We start from the raw sequence: 21789 nt of genomic DNA, 5'->3' as shown, positions 1-21789 counted from the left end.
GAAGTTCGCCATCATCAGGCGACCGGGTTGATGAAGAGGGCCAGCGCCACACTGGCCTTGAAAACCCCGACCCAAAGCCACCACCGCCAAAAAGACGGTGCGTGGCGCTCCACCAGCCGATACAGCAGCGCCCCAAAAAGCAGGGACAGCAGCAAGGCGCCCAACATGCCCAGCGCGTTGGCCCACAAGCGCTCGGGCCACAGCGCGGTGACCCCTGCATTCACGGCCAGGCTCACGCCAAAATGGATGAGAAACACCGAGTAAGACACCTTGGACAACCACGCCACCATTTGCCGCGCCCATGGGAAACGCACGGCCTCACCCTTGAACCAGCGGGCGGGCACAGCGATCAGCAAGCCCGAGATGGCACAAGCCACCGCCATGCGCCAGCGTGGCTCCAGCCACCAGGCCACCCCGCCCAACACCAGCAGCAACGCCCACACACGCCACCGCTGGCTCGGGCTGTAGGCCAGGCTTTCGCGCCGCCGGGCTTCCCAAGCCAGCAATCCGAGGCCATAAGCGCCAAAAAAATACACCCCATGGTCGTCCAAATCGGGGCGCAAGTTCCACCACCACAAGGATGCACTGGTCAAGCCCAACCACATGCCCCAACGCCAAGCTTGTGCCGCATGGCGCGACTTTGCATGGCCAAAGACTTTCACCACCGTCAGGCTGAGCAAGGCCATCACATACAACTGCAAGTCAATGGCGACATACCAAATGCCTGCCGACAAGGCCTCCAAGTCCAACACGTGCTGCAGCAGCACGATGTGCGCCAAAGCCTGACCCCAATCGGGAGGGGCAGAGAGGCTGGCATGCTCAAAGCCGGGCCGCAGCCACTCACTGACCAACACGGTGAAACTGAGTGCGGCCAGCAAAGGAATGGCCAGACGCAAATAACGCTGCCAAGCCAGCCTCAGGGCCTCGGACAGCGCCAAAGACTCATAACGCGCCAAACTGTCTGCCGTGAGAAATCCTGCACACACCAAGAAAAACTGCACCGCCAATCGGCCATGGTCGTACAGCCAACCCACGACAGCAGGCCAAGCAGCGGCCACCACGTCCGACATGGGTCCATAAAAGGCCATGTGGTGCAACACGATCAACAAACACCCTGCGGCCTTGATCGCATCGATCAAAAAAGAACGCCCCGAAGGGCGCTGTGCGGTGGTGGACAAGGGCGTCTCAGCCAGGTGCCATCAGAGGGCCAGGCGGGTGCGCGCCGCTTGGTACTGGGCTTTGAACTGGGCCACCAGATCGGCCGTGCTTTGCACGGACTGGATCACGCCAATGCCTTGGCCGCAGCCCCAGATGTCTTTCCAAGCTTTTTTGGCATCCCCACCAAAGTTCATCTTGCTGGGATCGGACTCGGGCAGGTTCTCGGGGTCCAGTCCCGCCGCGCGGATGGACGGGGCCAGGTAGTTGCCATGCACACCCGTGAACAAATTGCTCAAGACGATGTCGTCGGAGTTGCTGTCCACGATGGCTTGCTTGTACTCTTGGGCCGCACGTGCTTCGTGCGTGGCGATGAAAGCCGAGCCAATGTAGGCGAAGTCCGCGCCCATGGCTTGGGCCGCCAAAATCGCATCACCCGTGGCGATCGAGCCCGACAAGGCCACCGGACCATCGAACCACTGGCGAATTTCCTGGATCAAGGCAAATGGGCTTTTGACACCGGCGTGGCCCCCGGCTCCCGCGGCCACGGCGATCAGGCCATCTGCACCTTTTTCAATCGCCTTGTGCGCATGCTTGCTGTTGATGATGTCGTGCAGCACCACGCCACCATAGCTGTGCGCGGCGGCGTTGATCTCTTCGCGTGCACCCAGCGAAGTGATGATGATCGGCACCTTGTATTTCACGCACATGGCCATGTCGTGCTCCAGACGGTCGTTGCTCTTGTGCACGATCTGGTTGATGGCAAACGGCGCGGCCGGTTTGTCCGGATGGGCCTTGTTGTAGGCGGCCAGGGTTTCGGTGATTTCAATCAACCACTCTTCGAGTTGCTCTGCAGGGCGGGCGTTCAAGGCGGGCATGGAGCCGACGATGCCAGCCTTGCACTGCTCAATCACCAACTTGGGGTTGCTGATGATGAACAGGGGTGAGGCAATCGCTGGAAAGGGCAGGTTCGCCAGAACGGGGGGCAATTTAGACATGTTGTCTCCTCAAAATGATTGTGGGTATCAATTTCAGAACGCGTCGAGTGCCATCGCAGTCACGCTGCCTGCGCCTTCCACGATGCTATCGCGGATGCCGGGGGCCTTGGACAGGATGTGGTCGGCGTAAAACCGCGCGGTCGTGACCTTGGCGGCCATGAAGGCCGCGTCTTGGGCTTGCGCCTGCGGTGTCAGGGCCACCAGCAAGGCGCGGCCCATTTGCCAGCCCGCCATCAAGTTACCCGCCAGCATGAGGTAGGGCACGCTGCCAGCAAACACATCGTTGGGATGGGCCTTGGTGTTGCCTGCCACAAACTCGACCACGTCCACAAAAGCTTCGCGAGCGGCTTTGAGCCGCTTGGCCACGGCCTGCGCGTCGGTGTTGCCGGATTCTGCCAGTTCGCTTTCAGTCTGTGCCACTTGCGCGGCCAAGGCTTTGGCGGTTTGGCCGCCGTCGCGGGCAGTTTTGCGGCCTACTAAGTCGTTGGCCTGGATGGCGGTGGTGCCTTCGTAAATCGTCAAAATTTTGGCGTCGCGGTAGTACTGCGCCGCACCCGTTTCCTCGATGAAGCCCATGCCCCCGTGCACTTGCACGCCCAAGCTGGTGACTTCCAGGCTCATCTCGGTGCTGTAGCCCTTGACCAGCGGCACCATGAATTCGTAGAAAGCGGCATTTTGCTTGCGCACCTCGGCATCGGGATGGTGGTGCGAGGCATCGTAGGCCGCAGCGGCTGTAGCAGCCATGGCGCGGCAGCCTTCGGTGTAGGCGCGCATGGTCATCAGCATGCGGCGCACATCGGGGTGGTGGATGATGGGACCTGCAGCGGGCAAGCTGCCATCGACCGGACGGCTTTGCACGCGGTCACGGGCGTATTGCACAGCACGCTGGTAAGAGCGCTCGGCAATCGCGATGCCCTGAACGCCCACGGCATAGCGGGCGGCGTTCATCATGATGAACATGTATTCGAGGCCACGGTTTTCTTGTCCGACCAGATAACCCACGCCGCCGCCGTTGTCACCGAACTGCAAGACCGCGGTGGGACTGGCCTTGATGCCCATCTTGTGTTCGATGCTCACGCAATGCACGTCGTTGCGATCGCCCAAGGCGCCATCGGCCTTGACAAGAAACTTGGGCACCACAAACAAACTGATGCCCTTGACGCCTTCGGGTGCGCCCACCACACGTGCCAACACCAGGTGCACGATGTTCTCGGCCATGTCGTGCTCACCGTAGGTGATGTAGATCTTGGTGCCAAAGATTTTGTAAGTGCCATCCGGCTGGGGCTCGGCGCGGGTGCGCACGGCGGCCAAGTCTGATCCAGCTTGGGGCTCGGTCAGGTTCATGGTGCCGGTCCATTGGCCGGAAATCAACTTTTCCAAATAGGTGGCTTTGAGCTCGTCCGAACCTGCGGTCAGCAAAGCTTCAATCGCGCCATCGGTGAGCAAGGGGCACAACGCAAAGGCCATGTTGGCCGAGTTGAGCATTTCGCCGCAAGCTGCGCCAATGGTTTTGGGCAGGCCTTGACCGCCAAAGTCAGCGGGGTGCTGCAGGCCTTGCCAGCCGCCTTCGGCGTACTGCTGATAAGCCTCTTTGAAGCCGGGCGTGGTGGTCACGCCGCTGCCGTTGTGAAAGGACGGGTTTTTGTCGCCTTCCCAGTTCAGGGGCGAGATCACATCCTGGTTGAGCTTGGCGCACTCCTCGAGCACCGCCTGAGCAGTTTCCAGTCCGGCGTCTTCAAAACCGGGAATCTGCGCGATCTGGTCGATGCAAGCCAGGTGCTCGATGTTGAAAAGCATGTCCTTGAGGGGGGCGATGTAGCTCATGAATGTCTCCTGTCGGTCGGGGGTCGGGTACAAAAAAGACCTCTCACGGAGGCCTTTTTTGCAGTCTTCAAATCATCACAGTGCGTTGGTCAATTCAGGCACGGCGGCAAACAAATCGGCTTCGAGACCAAAGTCCGCCACGCTGAAGATCGGGGCTTCGGGGTCCTTGTTGATCGCCACGATCACCTTGGAATCCTTCATGCCCGCCAAGTGCTGGATTGCACCCGAGATGCCGCAGGCGACATACAACTGAGGCGCGACGATCTTGCCGGTCTGGCCTACTTGCAGGTCGTTGGCGGCGTATCCGGCATCGACCGCTGCGCGGCTCGCACCAATCGCAGCACCCAACTTGTCGGCCAAGGGCGTCATCACTTCGTTGAACTTCTCCGAGCTGCCCAAAGCGCGGCCACCGGAGACGATGATCTTGGCGGCGGTCAGCTCAGGACGGTCGTTCTTGGCGATTTCGCTGCCCTTGAAGCTGCTCTTGCCGCTGTCCGCTTGCGCTGTGGCACTTTCCACCGCTGCGCTGCCGCCTATGGCAGCGGCGGCGTCAAAGCCGGTGGTGCGCACGGTGATCACTTTGGTGGCATCCAGGCTTTGCACAGTGGCCATGGCGTTGCCCGCGTAGATGGGGCGCTCGAAGGTGTCGGCCGAGATGACCTGCGTCACATCGCTGATTTGACCCACATCCAGTTTGGCGGCCACACGGGGGGCCACGTTTTTGCCCGCCGCAGTGGCGGGGAACAAGATGTGGCTGTAATGGGCCGCAATGGCGAGCACTTGTGCTGCGACGTTTTCGGCCAAGCCATGCGCCAGCGCGTCGCTGTCGGCGTGGATCACTTTGGTCACACCGGCAATTGTGGAGGCGGCTTGCGCAGCGGCAGCGGCGTTGTGGCCCGCGACCAGCACATGCACATCACCACCGCACGCGGCAGCGGCCGTGACGGTGTTCAAGGTGGCGCCCTTGATGGAGGCGTTGTCGTGTTCGGCAATAACGAGTGCGGTCATGGTCAGATTACCTTTGCAACGTTTTTCAATTTATCAACCAAGGTGGCCACATCGGGCACCTTGATGCCTGCACTGCGCTTGGCGGGCTCGGCCACTTTCAGGGTCTTGATGCGGGGGGCCACATCGACACCCAGGTCTTCGGGCTTGAAGGTGTCGAGCTGCTTTTTCTTGGCCTTCATGATGTTGGGCAGCGTCACGTAGCGCGGCTCGTTCAGGCGCAGGTCGGTGGTCACCACCGCAGGCAGGCTGATGCTCAACACTTCCAAGCCGCCATCGATCTCGCGGGTGACATGGGCTTTGCCGTCCACGATCTCGACCTTGGAGGCGAAGGTGGCTTGGGGCAGATCGGCCAAAGCAGCCAGCATCTGACCCGTCTGGTTGCAGTCGTCGTCAATGGCTTGCTTGCCCAAGATGATCAGACCGGGTTGTTCTTTGTCCACCAAAGCCTTGAGCAGCTTGGCCACAGCCAAAGGCTGCAGGTCCAAGTCGGCGGGGGTTTCGACCAAAATGCCGCGGTCGGCACCGATGGCCATGGCGGTGCGCAAGGTTTCCTGGCACTGGGCCACACCGCAAGAGACGGCGATGACTTCGGTGGCGAAACCTTTTTCTTTCAAGCGAACCGCTTCTTCGACGGCAATTTCGTCAAAGGGGTTCATGCTCATCTTGACGTTGGCAATGTCCACGCCCGAACCATCGGACTTCACACGGACCTTGACGTTGTAGTCCACCACCCGCTTGACGGGAACGAGAATTTTCATGAAAGCTTCTCCATTGATATCTAAACCCAAGCACCTTGAAACGCCATGATGTCGTTGACGTTACGTAAACGTCAATTGTGCATCAAAACCGCCAAACAGGCGCCTCACACTGTAGAAAAAAGCACGATCGTTCGAATTTTAGACCGGTTTTTTGAAAACCATATGGAACACCTGCCTATCCTACCCCCGGGAATTCACCGACCAATCGGTAGGCCAATCAGGGTTAACATTGATTTTCTTGAAGATCGTTCAATATTACGATTATGTTTTGTAACCAAATCAATGGGGCAATTGGATGAAAAAAACTTTGATTTCCTTGGCGGCTGCAGCCTTGACCAGCTTCAGCGGCTTGGCTCAAGCACAAACCGTCTTGACGGTCTCCAGCTGGGTTCCACCCACACACGGCTTGTCGATGTCGCAAAAAGAATGGTGCGACGACCTGGCGGCCAAAACATCCAACCGCGTGCGCTGCAACATCTTGCCCCGCGCTGTCACCCCTGCACCGGGCACTTTTGACGCGGTCAGAAACGGTCTGGTCGATGTGTCCTTCACGGTTCACGGCTATACACCCGGACGTTTTGTGTTGTCCCAAATGGCCGAGTTCCCATTTTTGGGCGACCGTGCTGAACCCCTGTCCGTGGCGTTCCACCGCATTGCCAGCAAATACCCCGAATTCACGGCCGAACACCAAGGTGTCAAGGTCCTGGGTTTCTTCACCCACGGCCCAGGCATCGTGTTCAACACCAAAAAACCCATCACCCGTGTGGAAGACCTTTCAGGTTTGAAGTTCCGAGTGGGCGGCGGCATGGTCAACGAGATCTCCAAAACACTGGACATGAACGTCACCCTCAAACCCGCCCCTGAATCTTTTGAACTGTTGTCCAGCGGCGTGATGGACGGCACCTTGTTCCCGGCCGAGTCCACAGACTCCTTCAAGATCGACAAGATCATCAAGCACGCCACCCAGTTTCCGGGCGGCCTCTACAACACCAGCTTCGTCTTCATGATGAACCCGGCCAAGTACAACAGCCTCTCGGCCGACGACAAAAAGGTGGTGGACGAATTGTCTGGCGAAGCCGTTGCACGACGCTTTGGCAAAGCCTGGGACCGCGTCGACGATCAGGCTTTGACCAACATGCAAAAAAATGGCGTGAAAGTGATCAAGGCCGACAACAGCTTCGTCAGCGGCGTCACCGTTCGCGTCAACAAACTGGAGCGGGACTGGGCCCAAGCGGCGAAAGCCAAAGGTCTGAAAGACCCCTCGGGTGCTTTGTCAGAATTCCGTGCTGAAATTGCCAAGCTGCAAAAGCAAAAGTGATCTGACACGCCTCGGGTGAACCACCTGGGGCGTGGAGAGAACCAGCGGTATTTGCCCAACAGCAAATACCGTTTTTTTATGGGTGACAAGTTGAAAAAAATTCTCGAACTCTTCTGCGGAACGCTGTCAGGCCTGGCCTTGTTCGCCATCATGGTGCTGACTTTTCTGGATGTCTCGGGGCGCAAAATGCTCTCGCACTCCATCACCGGTTCTTTGGAGTTGACCGAGCTGCTGATGGTGGTGGTCATTTTTGGGGCCCTGCCCTTGGTGTCCCTCAAAGGCGAGCATGTGGTCTTTGACTCGCTGGACGCGGTGCTTCCGCACTGGATCAGAAAAATTCAACAAGGTCTGGTTCACCTGGCTTGCGCCGCTTTGCTTTTCGGACTGGCGTATTTGATGTGGCAAACAGGGGGCGAATTCGCGGTCACTGGCGAAACCACCGCCCAACTGAAGATCACCAAAGCGCCCTTCATCCAAGGCATGGGGGTGCTGTGCGGCCTGACGGCCTTGGTGCATCTGGTCAAAGCATTCTGGTCCGGCGACGAAACCGCGTCCGAAGGAGGCACGCTGTGACCGAAGCCTTGTTGGGATTTTTGGCCATCTTTGTGATGGCCCTTTTGCGCATGCCCTTGGCTTTTTCCATGGGCCTGGTCGGCATCGTGGGCATTGGCCTGACACGCGGCTGGCTGCCCGCCATGGCCAGTACGGCTCAGGTCGTTCATGAGACGGGCTTTGCCTACACCTTGTCGGTGATTCCCCTGTTCATCTTGATGGGCAATTTTGTGGCCCGGGCGGGTCTGGCGCATGAATTGTTCCACGCTGCCTACACCTTCATCGGTCACCGCAAAGGTGGGCTGGCGCATGCCACCATTGCTGCATGCGCGGGTTTTGGGGCGATTTGTGGCTCATCGATTGCCACTGCCGCCACCATGAGCAAAGTGGCATACCCTTCGATGCAAAAACTGGGTTACAGCGATGCCATGTCTACGGGTGTGATCGCCGCAGGCGGCACCTTGGGCATCATGATCCCGCCCTCTACCATCCTCGTCATTTACGGCATCATCACGGAAACGCACATCGGCAAACTGTTTGCGGCCGGTGTGCTGCCCGGGATATTGACCGCCTGCCTGATGATGCTGGCGGTGGTGCTGATGACCTGGCACGATCCGGAACATGCGCCCGCGGGCGAAAAATTCAGTTGGCACGAGCGGCTCAAAGCCGTGCGCGGCATCTGGGGCGTGCTGCTCTTGGTCGTGCTGGTGCTGGGCGGTATCTATGGTGGATTTTTCACCGCCACCGAAGGCGCGGGCATGGGGGCCACGGGCGCATTTCTCTTTGCCTTGGCGCGCAAAGCATTGACCTGGAAAGTTCTGGCTCAGGTACTGGTGGAGTCGGCCCGCACCACGGCCATGCTGTTCACCTTGCTGATCGCCGCCACGATTTTTGCCAATTTTGTCAACTACACCAGTTTGCCGTTTGAACTGAAGGACTGGATCACGGGGCTCGGCCTGTCACCGATCATGATCGTGGCCGCCATGATGCTCATTTATGTGCTGCTGGGCACTGTGATGGAAGAACTCACCATGGTCTTGCTGACCATCCCACTGTTCTTTCCCATCGTGGTGCAACTGGGTTTTGACCCCGTCTGGTTTGGCGTGCTGATCGTGATGGTGATTCAGATCGGCCTGATCTCGCCACCCGTGGGCATGAACCTGTTTGTGCTCAACACCTTGCTGCCCCATGTGGGTCTGGGCACGATCTTCCGAGGCGTCTGGCCCATGGTGCTGGTGCTGGTCATCACCCTGGGCATATTGCTGGCCTTTCCGGCCATCAGTCTGTGGCTGCCATCGATGATGGACTGACCATGTGCATGACCCGCTGCGGGTACGGGATCTCGATCTTGTGCTCGCGCAGGGCGGCCAAAATCAGCATGTTGATGGTCGAGCGCAAGGCCAGCTGTCCGTTTTCCGGGTCACCGATCCAGTAACTCACGGTGAACTCTAGGCCGTCAGCGCCAAATTGGCTCAAAAAGGCATTGGGGGCGGGGTCTTTGAGCACCCGCTCTTGGCTCTCGCAGGCTTCAATCAAGAGCCGCCGCACCAAGTCGACATCGCTGTCATAAGCCACCGAAACAAGGGTGGTCTGGGACAGCTTGGGGTCCATCAGGGTGAAGTTTTCCACCCGGTTGATGATCAAAAACTCGTTGGGTACGATGGATTCGCGGCCATTCAAGGCCCGGATCACGGTGTACCGCGCCTTGATGTCGACGATCCGGCCTTCAAAACCATCCACCAGCACCATGTCCCCGATGCGCATGCTGCGCTCGGCCAGGATCACAAAGCCGCTGACATAGTTGGAGGCCAGCTTTTGCAAGCCAAAACCAATGCCAACGCCCACCGCGCCACCCAGCACCGACAAGGCCGTCAGGTCAATGCCCACCGAAGACAGCGCCAGCAGCAAGCCCACAAACATGAGCAAGGCCCGCACCGTGTTGCTGATGACCTTGCGCAGCGACAAGTCGCCACCCGTGGCCGATTTGAGCAAACGTGCCTCGATGGCCGCTGACACCCACAGCGCCACAATCAGCACAGCCCCGGCCGTGAGCGCTCCCTCGATCAGGGTGCGCACCGACAGCACGCTGCCACCGATTTTCCAGTTGATCTGGTCCAGCTCATTGAGCACCAAGGGCAAAATGCCCGTGACCCACAGCACCACCGCACCCCAGGCCAGCCAAGAAATCGTGCGCTCGAGCACCCGCACAAAGGGCGCATGGGAAAACGCCACCTGCAGCACTTTCACGCCCAAGCGGATCACCGCCAACGAAATGCACACCGGCAGCAACACAGCAAACAATGGAACGGGCTGCTCCTGGGTCAGCAAGGTGCGGGCCACAAAAGTCAGCCCCAAAAGCAAAACCGGAAACAGCACCCCATCGACCAGTTTTCGACCCAGCAAAATGGCCATGTCTTGACCATGAAACACGCGGCGAACGCCCCAGGTCATCAGCCAGGCCAACACCAAACAAGCGGCAAAGGCACCCAAGGCCATCAAAGACTCGGGGCGCGCCAAAGCCAGCAACAAGCCCATCGGATCGATCACTGCCATGTGGCTCATGCCCGCCATGAGGGTGCCCTTTTCTCAATGAAAGCCTGCACACCCTCTTGCGCCACCTCATGAACCATGTTGCAAGCCATGGTCTGCCCGGCCAGTTGGTAAGCGGACTCGATGCCCATCTCGCGTTGTTGGTAAAACAAGGCCTTGCCCACCCGCACGGCCTCACGCGGCTTGGCCAAGATGGCGTTCACCAATGCATCGGCCTGTGCGTCCAACTCGGCGGCCGCACACACACGGTTCACCAGCCCTCGGCTTTGGGCCTCTGCGGCCGAAATAAACCCGCCCGTCAACAGCATCTCCATGGCCTGCTTGGCGTGCATGTTGCGCACCAGCGGAACACTGGGCGTGGCGCAAAACAAGCCCACATCGATGCCATTCACCCCGAAAGTGGCACTGTCTATGGCCACGGCCAGGTCACACTGCGCCACCAGCTGGCAACCCGCTGCCGTCGCCAGGCCTTGCACGCGGGCGATCACAGGCACTGGCAGCTTTTGTATCGTCAGCATCATGCGGCTGCACTGTGCAAACAGTTGCTGGTAATAAGCCAGCTCCGGCTGGGCGCGCATTTCCTTGAGGTTGTGGCCGGCGCAAAAGGCCTTGCCCGCCGCGCCCAGCACCACCACACGGGCTTGCTCGTCTTGCGCCACGGCATTGAGCGCTTGCTGAAGCGCGGTCAACATCGCCTCGCTCAAGGCATTGAAGCTGGCGGGGCTGTTCAGCGTCAGGCGGTGCACACCACGCGCATCGCGCTCATGCAGCAGCAAATCGGGGGTATCGGGGGTGTTGGAATCGGTCATGGCTTCGATTGTGCCAAACCCTCACCCCCAGCTGTTTTCACACGTCGGCCAGCACGCGCAAATGCGCTTCCACACTGCGCCCCAGCGCACTCAAGTTGTAGCCCCCCTCCAGACAGCTGACGATGCGGCCTTGGGCATGGCGCCAAGCCACCTCTTTGATGCGCTGAGTCATCCAAGCGTAGTCCTGCTCCACCAGGCCCATCTGACCCATGTCATCTTCGCGGTGGGCGTCAAAACCTGCACTGATGAAAATCAGCTCGGGCTTGTGTGCTTCCAGTCGCGGCAGCCACATCATGTCCACCAACTCCCGGATGTCCATGCCTTTGGTATAGGCCGGCACCGGCAAGTTGACCAGGTTGGCCGCATGGGAAGTGGAGCCGCCTTCCGGGTAAAAAGGGTGCTGGAAAAAGCTCACCATCAAGATGCGCTCGTCACCCGCCACGATGTCCTCGGTGCCATTGCCGTGATGGACGTCGAAGTCCACGATGGCCACCCTTTTGAGACCATGGCGCTCCAGCGCGTACTTGGCAGCAATGGCCACGTTGTTGAAAAAACAAAAGCCCATCGCCTTGTCGCGGCAAGCGTGATGACCGGGGGGCCGCACGGCACAAAAGGCATTTTCCAGCTCGCCCGCCAGCACCGCATCGGTGGCGTCGATGGCCGCACCTGCCGACAGCAATGCCGCATCCCAAGTGTGGGCATTGATCATGGTGTCAGGGTCCAGTGAGGTGTGGGTCGGGCCACCCGCGGCCATGTCCTCACGCAAAGCGTCACCCAGGCCACGCAAAGCCGCCACATGCATGCGCCCATGGGCCAGCTCGATGTCAGACAAGGACGCAGGCGTTGACTGCCTGCGCTGCAAAGCCATATCGACCCCACTGATCAGCAACCGGTCTTCAATCGCCCCGAGCCGCTCCGGGCACTCGGGGTGCCCCGCGCCCATTTCGTGTTTCCAGCAGGTGGGATGTGTGAAATAACCTGTCGCGCCCATACGCCTTGTCTTCCTACATACCAGCAACTGTGGGGTGCTGTTGGGTTGATTGATGCCTGCAAATCTGTGTGATTCAGCTTATCACGCCAAACCGACGCCTCATCGGATCGGCAGCGATGGCTCCATTAAACTGGGCGCAGCATGATTGATCACCCACTCCCCTCGTACACGCATCCGCAGCATCGCTTTCAGGCGGTTTTGACTGGTCTGATTTGGCTCATGCTGTCAATGGCCTGGCATGGCTCAGCCCAAGCGCAGGGGGCCAAGGCCCCTGCTGATCAGCACGCCCAGCACAAAGCCCAAAAACACAAAAAGAAAAACAAAGCAGCGTCCGCTCGACACCAGCGTGCACCCAAAGCTGCAGCGGCTTCGGGCAGCCCCCTGAATCAAAACCCCGAGCTGACACTCTGGGCACAGGAGGCGGCCACGCGGCTGCAACTCGACCCGGTATGGCTTGACAAAACCCTGGCCCAAGTCCGGCGCCTGCCATTGGTGGAAAAACTGGTGCTGCCACCCGCCAGCCCAGCGGCCAAAGACTGGGGCGCTTACCGAGCCCGATTCATCGAACCCGTGCGCATTCAGGCCGGACAGCGGTTCTGGCGTCAACACCAAGCCACGCTGGAACGGGCCGAGCGTGACTATGGCGTGCCCGCCGCCATCATCGTCGGCATCATCGGCGTGGAGACCCTCTACGGCCAAAACACCGGCAACTTCCGCGTGGTGGACGCACTGGGGACGCTGGCCTTTCATTTCCCCAAAGCCCACCCCAGAGCGGCAGAGCGCCAAGTCTTTTTTCGGACCGAGTTCGAGCAGTTTTTGCTGCTGACCTCGCGCAGCGGCGCGGACCCTCTGGCCATACGGGGCAGTTATGCAGGCGCCATGGGCCTGCCGCAATTCATGCCATCGAGTTGGGCCAGATTGGCGGTCGATTTTGATGGCGATGGCCGCATCGACCTGTTTGGCAGCGCGGCAGACGCGATCGGCTCGGTGGCCAATTACTTCAAGGCCTTTCAGTGGCGCCCCGGCATGCCCACACATTACCCCGTCACCTTGACACCGGGCCAGACCGATATGGACACCCTGATGGCCCCCGACATCTTGCCCACCTTCAGCGCGGCGAGCTTTGTGGGTAAAGGTGCCGCACTTGAAGGCGCGGCACTTTCGCACCCCGGACCACTGGCCCTGATCGAGCTGCGCAACGGCCCCAACGCCCCGAGCTATGTGGCTGGCACCGAAAATTTCTACGCCATCACCCGATACAACTGGAGCAGCTACTACGCCATGGCGGTGATCGAGCTGGCCGATGCGGTGACGCGGGAAATGCAAAACAAGCCTTAAGGGCCATCACCCATGAACCCCTTGAACCCCAAAAAATTGCTGCTGACCAAGTGGACGGCGGTCAAACCTGTGGACAAGCAAAAACACTTTTTGGTCAGCCGGGTGATCCAGCCAGAACAGCCCACCGACCCGATTGAACAGGTGGAGATCGAAGCGGTGTTTTCCAAGGCTGTGCAGGTAATTACCTGGCGCGATCTGCAGGACGACAGCATATGGCGGCAGGGTTGGGTTTGATAGCAATGCGTGCCAAAATCAGCATGCATAACAAACTGGAGTTCAAAATATGAAAATTAATGCCGCAATGCTTGTACTCGCAGCCGGCATGGCGATCACCCTTCCTGCCTTGGCCACCGAAAATTGCTCTCAATTGCCGGACTCATTGCAAGCAATTCCTGTCTACCATATCAGTCAAAACACTGAACTATTGAACCTAGACAACAAGTTGGATATTTATCTCAAACCATGTCTTAGCCCAGTGACTGAGCAAAACAAAAAAGCCATCTGTGCCAATGGCAAACTGGTTGCCGAGCAAGCATTGAGGGTTGTAGCCCGAATTGACCAAGCTGGTTTGAGAAATCCATTTTTAGCCAACGCAAAAATCAAGTCGTATAAAACCGCTTTAAATCTTTTAGACCGAACGAAGCAATTACGTGCCAACGGGACATGCATCTAGCCTTGATCAATTCGACATGGGGATCCATCTTGCCCAAGGCCGTGCAGTATTTCAGCGTTTGGAGCTAGGGTTGGGTTTGAAAACGGCTTGCGAAATGATTTGAGACACTTTCAACTCCTTGTGTAAATGAAACGCACTTCACCGCAAAGTGCAGTTTCAAATTTGACGCTGACAAGTTGAAAATTAAATTGGGCTCAGCACATTTTCTTATTAGTGTTTACCCAGGCATGAGATGACGAGAAAAATGGAGTTCTAAAACATAAGGTTGAAAAACCAGGAACCCGCTGAAACCCAAAAAACTGCTGCTGACCAAGTGGACTGCGGTCAAGCCCGTGGACAAGCAAAAACACTTTTTGGTCAGCCGGGTGATCCAGCCAGAACAACCCACCGATCCGATTGAGTTGGTGGAAATCGAGGCGGTCTTTTCAAAAGCCACCAAGGTGATCACTTGGCGTGAACTGCAAGACGACAGCGTGTGGCGGCAGGGTTGGGTTTGACGGCCCCTCAACCGACAGCAGTAACCGTGTCGTTTTCACGTCAGCAACGCTTGGCATCCAACCTGTGTGCGCATGCGATGGCGGTGAATGGGGTGGGTGCAAGAGGTGAAACTCAATGCAACTTCACCGTGGGATTGGTTTGTTTGGTGATCATGCGCGAAAGGGTATAGAGCGTGGTTTTGAGGATGCCGTGAATGGCAAGCTCATGCAGTTTGTACAACGACAGGTACATGAGCTTGGCAAAATAGCCCTCGATCATCAGACTCTTGCCGATCAAGCCGCCCATCATGTTGCCCACCGTGCTGAACTTGCCCAGCGACACCAATGAGCCAAAGTCTCTGTAGCGGTAAGGCTTGAGGGGCTGGTTGGCCAGGCGGCGTTGAATTTGCTGCCACATATGGGTGGCCTGCTGATGCGCTGCTTGTGCACGCGGCGGCACAATGCCAGCCCGGCCGCCATCGGCATCCGAGCAGGGGCAAGCTGCACAATCACCCAGAGCAAAAATATCAGGGTCGCGCGTGGTTTGAAGCGTGTCATGGACCACCAGCTGGTTGATCCGGTTGGTTTCCAGCCCGCCAAAGTCTTTCAAAAAATCAGGTGCTTTCACGCCTGCAGCCCACACCACCAGTTCGGACTCGATCTCGCGGCCATCGGCCAAGCGAATGCCCGTGGGCATGACCTCCATCACTTTGGAGCTGGTGAGCACCTGAACGCCCAGGCGAGAGAGAAGTTGTTCGGTGGCTTGCGACAATCGTGGTACCAAGGCCGGCAAAATACGGTCTGCGGCCTCAATCAAGCTGACTTTGATGTCTTTGTCCACATCAATGCGGTCCAGGCCAAAAGCCACCACTTCGCGCGTGGTGCGATGCAACTCCGCAGCCAACTCCACGCCCGTTGCGCCCGCGCCGATGATGGCCACATGCAATTGGCGTTTGTGGATGACCCCGGCCTGGTTGTGCGCGCGGATACAGGCATTGACCATCCTGGAATGAAACGACTTGGCGTCATGCTGCGTTTCCAGCTTCAACGCGTGCTCTTTGACGCCCTGGGTGCCGAAGTCATTGCTCAAACTGCCAATGCAAATCACGAGCGTGTCGTAGTGGATGTGTTGGGTGGGCGTCACATCTCGGCCCTGCTCATCCACATAGGGCGCGAGCTCTATGGTTTTGTTGGAGCGGTCAAGTCCCTTGAGCTCACCAATTCGAAAGGTGAAGTGGTTCCAATGGGCCTGAGCCATGTAATCCACTTCGTGGTCACCCAGATCCATGCTGCCCGAAGCGATCTCATGCAACTTGGGTTTCCAGATATGGGTGCGGTTTTTGTCGACCAGCGTGATGAGCGCGCGCTTTCGTCGGCCATAGCCATGACCCAATCGGGTCGCAAGTTCCAGACCGCCAGCGCCACCACCCACGATGACAATTTTGTGTTGTTTGCTCATTCAAATGCTCGCGATCAGGTCGGCCAGTTCGGCCCGAGAAATCAAGCGACGTGGAACGCCGCTTCCTATGAAAACCCTAGGTGGAAGAGTCTGAATGAATTTGGAGTTATTGGCAATCCAAACGCCAAATTTACAGAAATTGGATGTCGGCGCGACTTGCAAGATGAGATCGCATGGCAGCAAGGCTGACAGTCCCGACCGCTGGAGGCGCTGTGCCTCATGGTCTTCCGGGACTCAAGCAGCTTTCTTGCCTAACACCCTCAAGGCTTGATGGCTTCATCCCCTTGGATCTGTCGCCACAACGCCAATTCATCTGGCGTCAGCCGTTTCTTTTGTTGTGCCACGGATTCAAACCTGACAGCATCGGTCATGACGCCAAGCTGCCTGATCTGGGAAATCAGCATTTTGAAATGCTCAATGGCGTGTTCGGAGGTGGCCGCTATCTTGTGTAAAGGCAATACAGAGACATCTTCCTTCAGCTCCCTTTCTCGTCGGGCTTTCACGATCAAGCGGTTCACCTCTTCTTCGCTCAAGTGCAAGCGCTTGGCCTCGGTCATGATTTTCTCTGTCTCGCCTTCGTCCAATATTCCGTCTGAAAGCATTTCATAGAGCTCATTTTTCAGCGTCTCACGTTCGATCCGGAGTTGGTCGGTAAAGGCCGATGACAGCAAGGCCGCTGGAATGGCAAAGATGCCAATACCGAGCAAGGCCAGGATGATGGTCATCAAGCGGCCCATGGGTGTGACGGGCGAAATATCACCGTACCCGACAGAGGCGAGTGTGATCACTGCCCAATAAATCGATTGGGGAATGTTTTCGAACTTATCGGGTTGGGCATCGTGTTCGAACAAATAACCCAGGCTGGCGGTCATGATCACCAGCAGCAGCATGATGAATGCTGACGCGGCGAGCACCGGCCATTCACGGGAGATCACGCGGGTGAGGGTGGTGGTCGCACCGGTGTAACGGGTGAGCTTGAGCAAACGCAGCAAACGGAAAACCCGCAAGAACCTCAGGTCCAGCAAATGGTGCAGGAAAAATTCCAAAAAGAACGGCAAGATGGCCAGGAAGTCGATGATGGAACTGGTGGATTTGGCTTGCTTGATACGGCCGCCCAGCGCATGTTGCATGCCGGGATTTTCAACGCAGCTGTAGAGACGCAAGCAATATTCCAATGTGAAGATGCCGACTGCGATGGCATCCAGAATGATGAACTCCAGATTCAGCAGGTACTGGATGCTGTGTACCGATTCAAAAATCACAGCGATGACGGAAACGACCACCCAAAAAACAATGAAATTGTCAAAAATATGATGGAGTTCACCGCCAAAAGAACTGGGGAACACCAGGGCGTTCACTTTTTGTCGGAAGGTCCGGCCCTGATTGGCTTTCTTAAACTCATGAAATGCGGGCACCAGAACCCTGAACAGCTTGAGGATTCGCAGCAGCCGAAGCAGCCTGAGGGCGCGCAGATCCAGCGGAATAAAGGCCTGTAAATAAAACGGCAGCACGGCGATCAGGTCAATCAACGCAAACGGGCTGAGTGCATAGCGCACTCTGGGCCGGTGCGCAGCTTTGAACTCCTCATCTTCAGGCGCCAAGTAAAGGCGCATCAGGTATTCGATGGTGAAGATGCCCACCGAGAAAACATCAAAGGCATGAAACCATGTGCTGAACTGTGTGTGGATGGCCGGAATGTGTTCGGCCACCAATGCAATCAAGTTAACCACGATCAAGACGCTGATCCAATGGTCAATTACCTTGTGGTAATTGCCCTTTTGATTCGGAGACAACAGCCACAGATACAACCACCTGCGCAAAGGCAAATCACTTGGAATGGAACTTGTTGTCATGGGCGTTTTGGTGGTGCTCGGCTCTTTGATTTCCATACACAGTGCTTTCAAAATTCCAACTCACCAATGCGAATCACATGGGTACTCTTCGCGCAAACAGACAGTCGGATTTGAATCTTTTCGCCGATGTTGTCGCTGTCAGCCAAAGCGGACAACAAGGTTGGGACCGCCGAGTCAGGTGGGGTGGGCGTGTATTTTTCAAACACCAGTGAGCCAGCCAATGTCCTGTCTTGCGGATCGCATTGCACAACGCGCTGCAAACGGCCGCCCGAAAATGGATTGATCAGCTTGCCCAACGGGCCTTCGGGGGTGGCAAGACTTTCGAAACAATCTGCCCAATTTTGCTTGGCAGGTGGCGACTGCGCGGCACAAGTGGCCGGCAGGAACCCAGGTTCGAGCCGGTTCTTGGCGGATTCACTGAGCCATTTGAGCCAAGCTTCGCCATTTCGCTTGGACGCTTCCTCAATCCTTCCCCTTTGGTAGGTCGTGTAGCCCATAAGCGCCACCAAGCAGGTTATGCAAATCAAGAAAAAAATAAACGCTTTGTCTGTACGCCTCAATGGCGGGGGGGTGTCCTGGATGCTGGCTTGTTTTATATCCATACAAATTGGCAAAAGTGTCAAAACATCACACTAGGGCCTCAGGACCGCCAAGTCAATAGATTCTTCGGCGTAAAACACAAGGTGGTGTATCCCGGGCGATCTATCCCACGCTGCCCATCGATCCGATTGAACGGATGGAAACGGGAATGCTGACGCCACCAGCAGGCGGCTTGATGCAGCACAGCCTCACTTGCCCAAGGACTTGATCCAATCCGCAATTTGTACTGTGACCTCTCGCTCAATACCCCAAAATTGATGATGACCACGGTTACAGTTGTCTGAATGGTCTTGGCCGCCTTCAATGGTGATGAGGTCCACTTTGGGCGAGTTGGGAAATGACTTCGTATGCGCCAGCATGGGGGCATATGGCGTGTGTTCGCACAAATCGTTTTTGTGATGAACGATGAGGACAGGCACCTTGATTTTCGACAGATCCGCATCCGTGAAAACATGGGCGAATCTTGCGACCACGGCGGACTTGGGCTTGACCGTTACCGATGACGTCAGAACGATACAGTCGGGACCTTGGTCATTGATCAAAGCAGCGGCAGATGTTGCTGAAAGTGAACCGTTACTGGTTCCAATGAGACAAACGGGCTTTCCGGGTGCCTTTTTTCTCAAAAAATCCATCACCGCCGCGGCATCTTGGGCATGCTCAGCCGTTGAACGGAAGCCACTGTTCAGATTTCTCCGATCACTGGGTGTATCGAAAGCTGCAGCGGAAATCCCAGTGTCTGCGAAACGGCCTGCCCCCCCGGAAAGGAAGGCCGCATCGTTCCTCACCCACCCCTTACGTTCCGATCCAAAAGCCCCAATTCGGCCATCACCTCCCTGAAAAAGAACGGCAGATGCGACAGGGTCTGCGGCTTGTTGAAAAGCAAAGCCTTGCTTGACGCCATCTCGCGTGATCAGTTGTTGATAAGTCAAATCTTGCGCATGCATGGACGAATGACAAAACAAGAACGACGCCGCGATGAGATGGCTGATTTTCATTTTTGATGCACCTTCATTTAAGCAAATGAACGCCCCCTGGCGTGGAGGAAGTTTCACCCTTTCAAGGCTATGCGCACAGTCGATGAAACCCTCAAGCTGGCCAGCGTGTGGCATGCCCCAGCAATGCAGGACAGTCGGTTGAAGCCTTGAACCGCTTCGCAGAACTGTACCGTGACACCTGGCGGATCGAGCGCATCTGCAAGATGCTGCAGATGGCCCCAAGGCGCGACTGGCGCGAGGCCAATCGCAAGCGCAGCACCGAGCTGCGCAGTGCCTATGCCCAGCGTGTCATCAAGAATCGGCCTTGAAGCCCAGTGCTGTGACCAAACGCCGCGCCATGTCGGAGTCTTCGGCAAGACGGCGCGTGTGTTCAGCCGTGTTGCTGGCCTCGAGGTTGGCGGCCAACGGGTTCACAAAGTCTCGGATGTCTTGCTGGTTCATGGCCTGGCGCAGCGCCGCATTCAGGTTCTGCTTGACCGCCTCGCTCACGCCTGCGGGAGCGAAGAAACCAAACCATTCACGCACCAACAATTCGCCAAAGCCTTGCTCGCGGTAAGTGGGCACATCGGGGGTGAACACGGCCCGATCGGGGCCCGAGGTGGCCAGAATCCGGATCTTGCCGCCCTTTTGGTGTTGTACCCAATCGCCCAGGGGCGAGGACATGCCCGCGAGTTGCCCGCCCATGACTTGTGGAATCGCGGGGCCAGAGCCCGCGAAGGGGACGTTGGTGATTTGGAAACCGCCCAACATGGCCAAGCGACCGGCCAGCAAATGGGGCATGGAGCCCGCTGCGGGGTTGCCGATGCTGGCTTTGCCTGGGTTGGCCTTGGCCCACTCGACAAAGTCCTTGATGTTCTTGACCGACTCGGGAACCGCTGGACCCACCACGAAAGCGTGGTCTGTGGAATGTCCAATGCCGATGGGGGTCACATCCGATTGCGCATAACTCAAGCGGGTGTAGGAGTGTGGGTAAATCGTCAGCATCGAGGCTGGCGAGTACAGGATGTGGGCACCATCGGCCGCCGCAGACTTGAGGGTGGTGACACCGATCTGTCCACCGGCGCCGGGTTTGTTGTCCACGATGACGTTGTTGGCGTAGGTGCCACGCATCTTCTCGGCAATTCGGCGGGCAAATGCATCGGTCGTACCACCGGGAGGGAAACCCACAATGATGCGCAGATTTTCCAGGCGGGTTTGCGCAAAGTTGGGCAGATGGGTCAGGCCCAACATACTGGCGGCAGCGCCTTGCATCCATTGGCGACGGGTGGTCATAGGTTCGGACTCCTCAATTCATGTCAATAAAAAAACAAAATAGGCATTGGAACACTTCAAATGGCATCCATGAAGAGGGTATTCACCGATCTGGCAGGCATTGAATGCGGCCACCAGCCCTGGCGATTCTTGGTCTTTTTGCCCACAAAAATCTGGGCCCGAAGACCGCCTCAAGCGCCATGCGCCTTCATCGCCTTGCCCACTTCCAAAGCCCCCTGTTCTGAGCCTGAGCGCGGCACTGTCTCGCCCTGGCGGTCGGCGATTTGTGCCATGGCTGCAGCCAAACGCTCGGCGGTGTCCGGGCCAGTGCCCAGATGCACGCCCTGGGTCAGGGTGATGTGAGACACCTCAAAACTGCCCGCACCTGCACAAATGATGGTGCGGTTGGGGGCCCCCTCGCTGGCCATGACCAGCATGGCGGGCACCACGGCGCTGGGGTCCAGGGCTTGCAGCACCGCCTCAGGCATCAGGCCTTCGGTCATGCGGGTGGCCGCCGTGGGGGCCAAGCAGTTCACGCGGATGTGGTTTTTCTCGCCCTCGATCGACAGGGTTTGCATCAAGCCCGCCAGCGCCATCTTGGCCGCGCCGTAATTGGCTTGTCCGAAGTTGCCATAAAGACCGCTGGATGAGGTGGTCATGATGATGCGTCCGTAGTTTTGGGCCTGCATGAGAGGCCACACGGCCTTGGTGCAATGCACCGCGCCCATGACGTGCACGTCCATCACCAGCTTGAAATCGGCCAGTTCCATCTTGGCAAAACTCTTGTCGCGCAGGATGCCCGCGTTGTTCACCAGAATGTCCACACGGCCCCACGCGTCCACCGCCTGCTGGACCATGGCTTTGACGGACTCGAAGTCCGTGACCGATGCGCCGTTGGCCATGGCTTGGCCACCGGCGGCGCGGATTTCATCGACCACGGCCTGCGCAGCCGACACCGAGCCGCCCACACCGTGCACATCACCGCCCAGGTCATTGACCAGCACTTTGGCCCCCCGAGCGGCCAGCGCCAACGCGTGTTGCTTGCCCAAACCGCCACCTGCGCCCGTGACGATGGCCACGCGGCCTTTGAAATCGATGCTCATGAGTTCTTCCTTGATTGAATGGGATTGAGTGGGTGACAGGGGATGACGGCACCATCTGATAATCTGGCCGCTCTGTAA

At 57.7% G+C, this 21789-nt stretch carries 23 protein-coding genes; 9 read left to right on the top strand and 14 right to left on the bottom strand.

What is annotated here, in order from left to right:
- Window positions 1-14: 14 nt before the first annotated feature.
- The 5 genes from LHAB_RS08910 to LHAB_RS08890 all read right to left on the bottom strand — a co-directional run bounded on the left by LHAB_RS08910 (window position 15) and on the right by LHAB_RS08890 (window position 5743).
- Window positions 15-1178, bottom strand: a complete 1164-nt coding sequence (locus LHAB_RS08910) for an acyltransferase family protein (protein WP_228763393.1) — start codon at window positions 1176-1178, stop codon at window positions 15-17.
- Between the two features lie 21 nt (window positions 1179-1199).
- On the bottom strand, window positions 1200-2153 hold the full coding sequence (locus tag LHAB_RS08905) for an NAD(P)H-dependent flavin oxidoreductase (protein WP_090045511.1): 954 nt from the start codon (window positions 2151-2153) through the stop codon (window positions 1200-1202).
- A 33-nt stretch (window positions 2154-2186) separates the two neighbouring features.
- The gene (locus LHAB_RS08900; protein ID WP_090045509.1) at window positions 2187-3977 is read right to left on the bottom strand and encodes an acyl-CoA dehydrogenase; all 1791 of its coding nucleotides are present in this window, start codon (window positions 3975-3977) and stop codon (window positions 2187-2189) included.
- 75 nt (window positions 3978-4052) lie between these two features.
- On the bottom strand, window positions 4053-4985 hold the full coding sequence (locus LHAB_RS08895) for an electron transfer flavoprotein subunit alpha/FixB family protein (RefSeq protein WP_090045507.1): 933 nt from the start codon (window positions 4983-4985) through the stop codon (window positions 4053-4055).
- Between the two features lie 2 nt (window positions 4986-4987).
- Window positions 4988-5743 (bottom strand): electron transfer flavoprotein subunit beta/FixA family protein, encoded by a 756-nt coding sequence (locus LHAB_RS08890; RefSeq protein WP_090045505.1) that lies wholly within the window; start codon window positions 5741-5743, stop codon window positions 4988-4990.
- Window positions 5744-6038: 295 nt separating this feature from the next.
- On the opposite strand from LHAB_RS08890, the gene LHAB_RS08885 reads away from it, so the two are divergent.
- The 3 genes from LHAB_RS08885 (at window position 6039) to LHAB_RS08875 (ending at window position 8923) form a co-directional block, all read left to right on the top strand.
- Entirely contained in the window at window positions 6039-7061 is a 1023-nt protein-coding gene (locus tag LHAB_RS08885; RefSeq protein ID WP_090045503.1) for a TRAP transporter substrate-binding protein, read from the top strand.
- Window positions 7062-7151: 90 nt separating this feature from the next.
- Window positions 7152-7634: a TRAP transporter small permease gene (locus LHAB_RS08880; RefSeq protein ID WP_228763392.1), complete on the top strand. Its 483-nt coding sequence runs from the start codon at window positions 7152-7154 to the stop codon at window positions 7632-7634.
- Entirely contained in the window at window positions 7631-8923 is a 1293-nt protein-coding gene (locus tag LHAB_RS08875; protein WP_090045499.1) for a TRAP transporter large permease, read from the top strand. The genes LHAB_RS08880 and LHAB_RS08875 overlap by 4 nt, the downstream gene beginning before the upstream one ends.
- On the opposite strand, the gene LHAB_RS08870 is transcribed toward LHAB_RS08875, so the two are convergent.
- Genes LHAB_RS08870 through LHAB_RS08860 form a run of 3 tightly spaced genes read right to left on the bottom strand, consistent with a single transcriptional unit; the run spans window position 8892 to window position 11963 of the window.
- Window positions 8892-10184 (bottom strand): mechanosensitive ion channel family protein, encoded by a 1293-nt coding sequence (locus LHAB_RS08870; protein ID WP_090045497.1) that lies wholly within the window; start codon window positions 10182-10184, stop codon window positions 8892-8894. The genes LHAB_RS08875 and LHAB_RS08870 overlap by 32 nt on opposite strands.
- Window positions 10172-10972: an enoyl-CoA hydratase gene (locus LHAB_RS08865; protein ID WP_090045495.1), complete on the bottom strand. Its 801-nt coding sequence runs from the start codon at window positions 10970-10972 to the stop codon at window positions 10172-10174. The genes LHAB_RS08870 and LHAB_RS08865 overlap by 13 nt, the downstream gene beginning before the upstream one ends.
- A gap of 37 nt (window positions 10973-11009) precedes the next feature.
- A complete protein-coding gene (locus tag LHAB_RS08860; RefSeq protein WP_090045493.1) occupies window positions 11010-11963 on the bottom strand; it encodes a histone deacetylase family protein in 954 nt (317 codons plus the stop codon).
- Window positions 11964-12182: 219 nt separating this feature from the next.
- Between LHAB_RS08860 and mltB the strand changes: the two genes are divergently transcribed.
- The 4 genes from mltB to LHAB_RS08840 all read left to right on the top strand — a co-directional run bounded on the left by mltB (window position 12183) and on the right by LHAB_RS08840 (window position 14471).
- On the top strand, window positions 12183-13301 hold the full coding sequence (gene mltB, locus LHAB_RS08855) for a lytic murein transglycosylase B (protein WP_228763391.1): 1119 nt from the start codon (window positions 12183-12185) through the stop codon (window positions 13299-13301).
- 12 nt (window positions 13302-13313) lie between these two features.
- Window positions 13314-13535 carry a TIGR02450 family Trp-rich protein gene (locus tag LHAB_RS08850; RefSeq protein ID WP_090045490.1) on the top strand — a complete coding sequence of 74 codons (222 nt, stop codon included), beginning with the start codon at window positions 13314-13316 and terminating at the stop codon, window positions 13533-13535.
- 49 nt (window positions 13536-13584) lie between these two features.
- Window positions 13585-13974 (top strand): hypothetical protein, encoded by a 390-nt coding sequence (locus LHAB_RS08845; RefSeq protein ID WP_090045488.1) that lies wholly within the window; start codon window positions 13585-13587, stop codon window positions 13972-13974.
- A gap of 284 nt (window positions 13975-14258) precedes the next feature.
- A complete protein-coding gene (locus tag LHAB_RS08840; protein ID WP_090045486.1) occupies window positions 14259-14471 on the top strand; it encodes a TIGR02450 family Trp-rich protein in 213 nt (70 codons plus the stop codon).
- 112 nt (window positions 14472-14583) lie between these two features.
- On the opposite strand, the gene LHAB_RS08835 is transcribed toward LHAB_RS08840, so the two are convergent.
- A complete protein-coding gene (locus LHAB_RS08835; protein ID WP_228763459.1) occupies window positions 14584-15843 on the bottom strand; it encodes an NAD(P)/FAD-dependent oxidoreductase in 1260 nt (419 codons plus the stop codon).
- On the opposite strand from LHAB_RS08835, the gene LHAB_RS14765 reads away from it, so the two are divergent.
- On the top strand, window positions 15757-16098 hold the full coding sequence (locus LHAB_RS14765) for a hypothetical protein (protein ID WP_228763480.1): 342 nt from the start codon (window positions 15757-15759) through the stop codon (window positions 16096-16098). The genes LHAB_RS08835 and LHAB_RS14765 overlap by 87 nt on opposite strands.
- A gap of 71 nt (window positions 16099-16169) precedes the next feature.
- Here the strand turns inward: LHAB_RS14765 and LHAB_RS08830 are convergent, their stop codons facing one another.
- The 3 genes from LHAB_RS08830 to LHAB_RS08820 all read right to left on the bottom strand — a co-directional run bounded on the left by LHAB_RS08830 (window position 16170) and on the right by LHAB_RS08820 (window position 19471).
- Window positions 16170-17798 (bottom strand): ion transporter, encoded by a 1629-nt coding sequence (locus tag LHAB_RS08830; protein WP_090045482.1) that lies wholly within the window; start codon window positions 17796-17798, stop codon window positions 16170-16172.
- Between the two features lie 11 nt (window positions 17799-17809).
- A complete protein-coding gene (locus LHAB_RS08825) occupies window positions 17810-18259 on the bottom strand; it encodes a hypothetical protein (protein WP_090045480.1) in 450 nt (149 codons plus the stop codon).
- A gap of 291 nt (window positions 18260-18550) precedes the next feature.
- Window positions 18551-19471 (bottom strand): alpha/beta hydrolase, encoded by a 921-nt coding sequence (locus LHAB_RS08820; protein ID WP_090045478.1) that lies wholly within the window; start codon window positions 19469-19471, stop codon window positions 18551-18553.
- A gap of 32 nt (window positions 19472-19503) precedes the next feature.
- Between LHAB_RS08820 and LHAB_RS14660 the strand changes: the two genes are divergently transcribed.
- Window positions 19504-19665 (top strand): hypothetical protein, encoded by a 162-nt coding sequence (locus LHAB_RS14660; protein ID WP_194943138.1) that lies wholly within the window; start codon window positions 19504-19506, stop codon window positions 19663-19665.
- On the opposite strand, the gene LHAB_RS08815 is transcribed toward LHAB_RS14660, so the two are convergent.
- Together LHAB_RS08815 and LHAB_RS08810 are read right to left on the bottom strand one after the other, a co-directional pair.
- Complete coding sequence (locus LHAB_RS08815; protein WP_090045476.1) at window positions 19649-20629, bottom strand: tripartite tricarboxylate transporter substrate-binding protein; 981 nt, start codon at window positions 20627-20629, stop codon at window positions 19649-19651. The two genes, LHAB_RS14660 and LHAB_RS08815, sit on opposite strands and share 17 nt — an antisense overlap.
- Window positions 20630-20799: 170 nt before the next feature.
- Window positions 20800-21711 carry an SDR family NAD(P)-dependent oxidoreductase gene (locus tag LHAB_RS08810; RefSeq protein ID WP_090045474.1) on the bottom strand — a complete coding sequence of 304 codons (912 nt, stop codon included), beginning with the start codon at window positions 21709-21711 and terminating at the stop codon, window positions 20800-20802.
- Window positions 21712-21789 lie beyond the last annotated feature (78 nt).

Origin of the sequence: Limnohabitans sp. 2KL-27 (assembly GCF_001269345.1) — a bacterium.
Lineage (GTDB): Bacteria > Pseudomonadota > Gammaproteobacteria > Burkholderiales > Burkholderiaceae_C > Limnohabitans_A.
The sequence above is the reverse complement of the archived record's forward strand: the minus strand, read 5'-3'. Positions and strand labels throughout refer to the sequence as shown.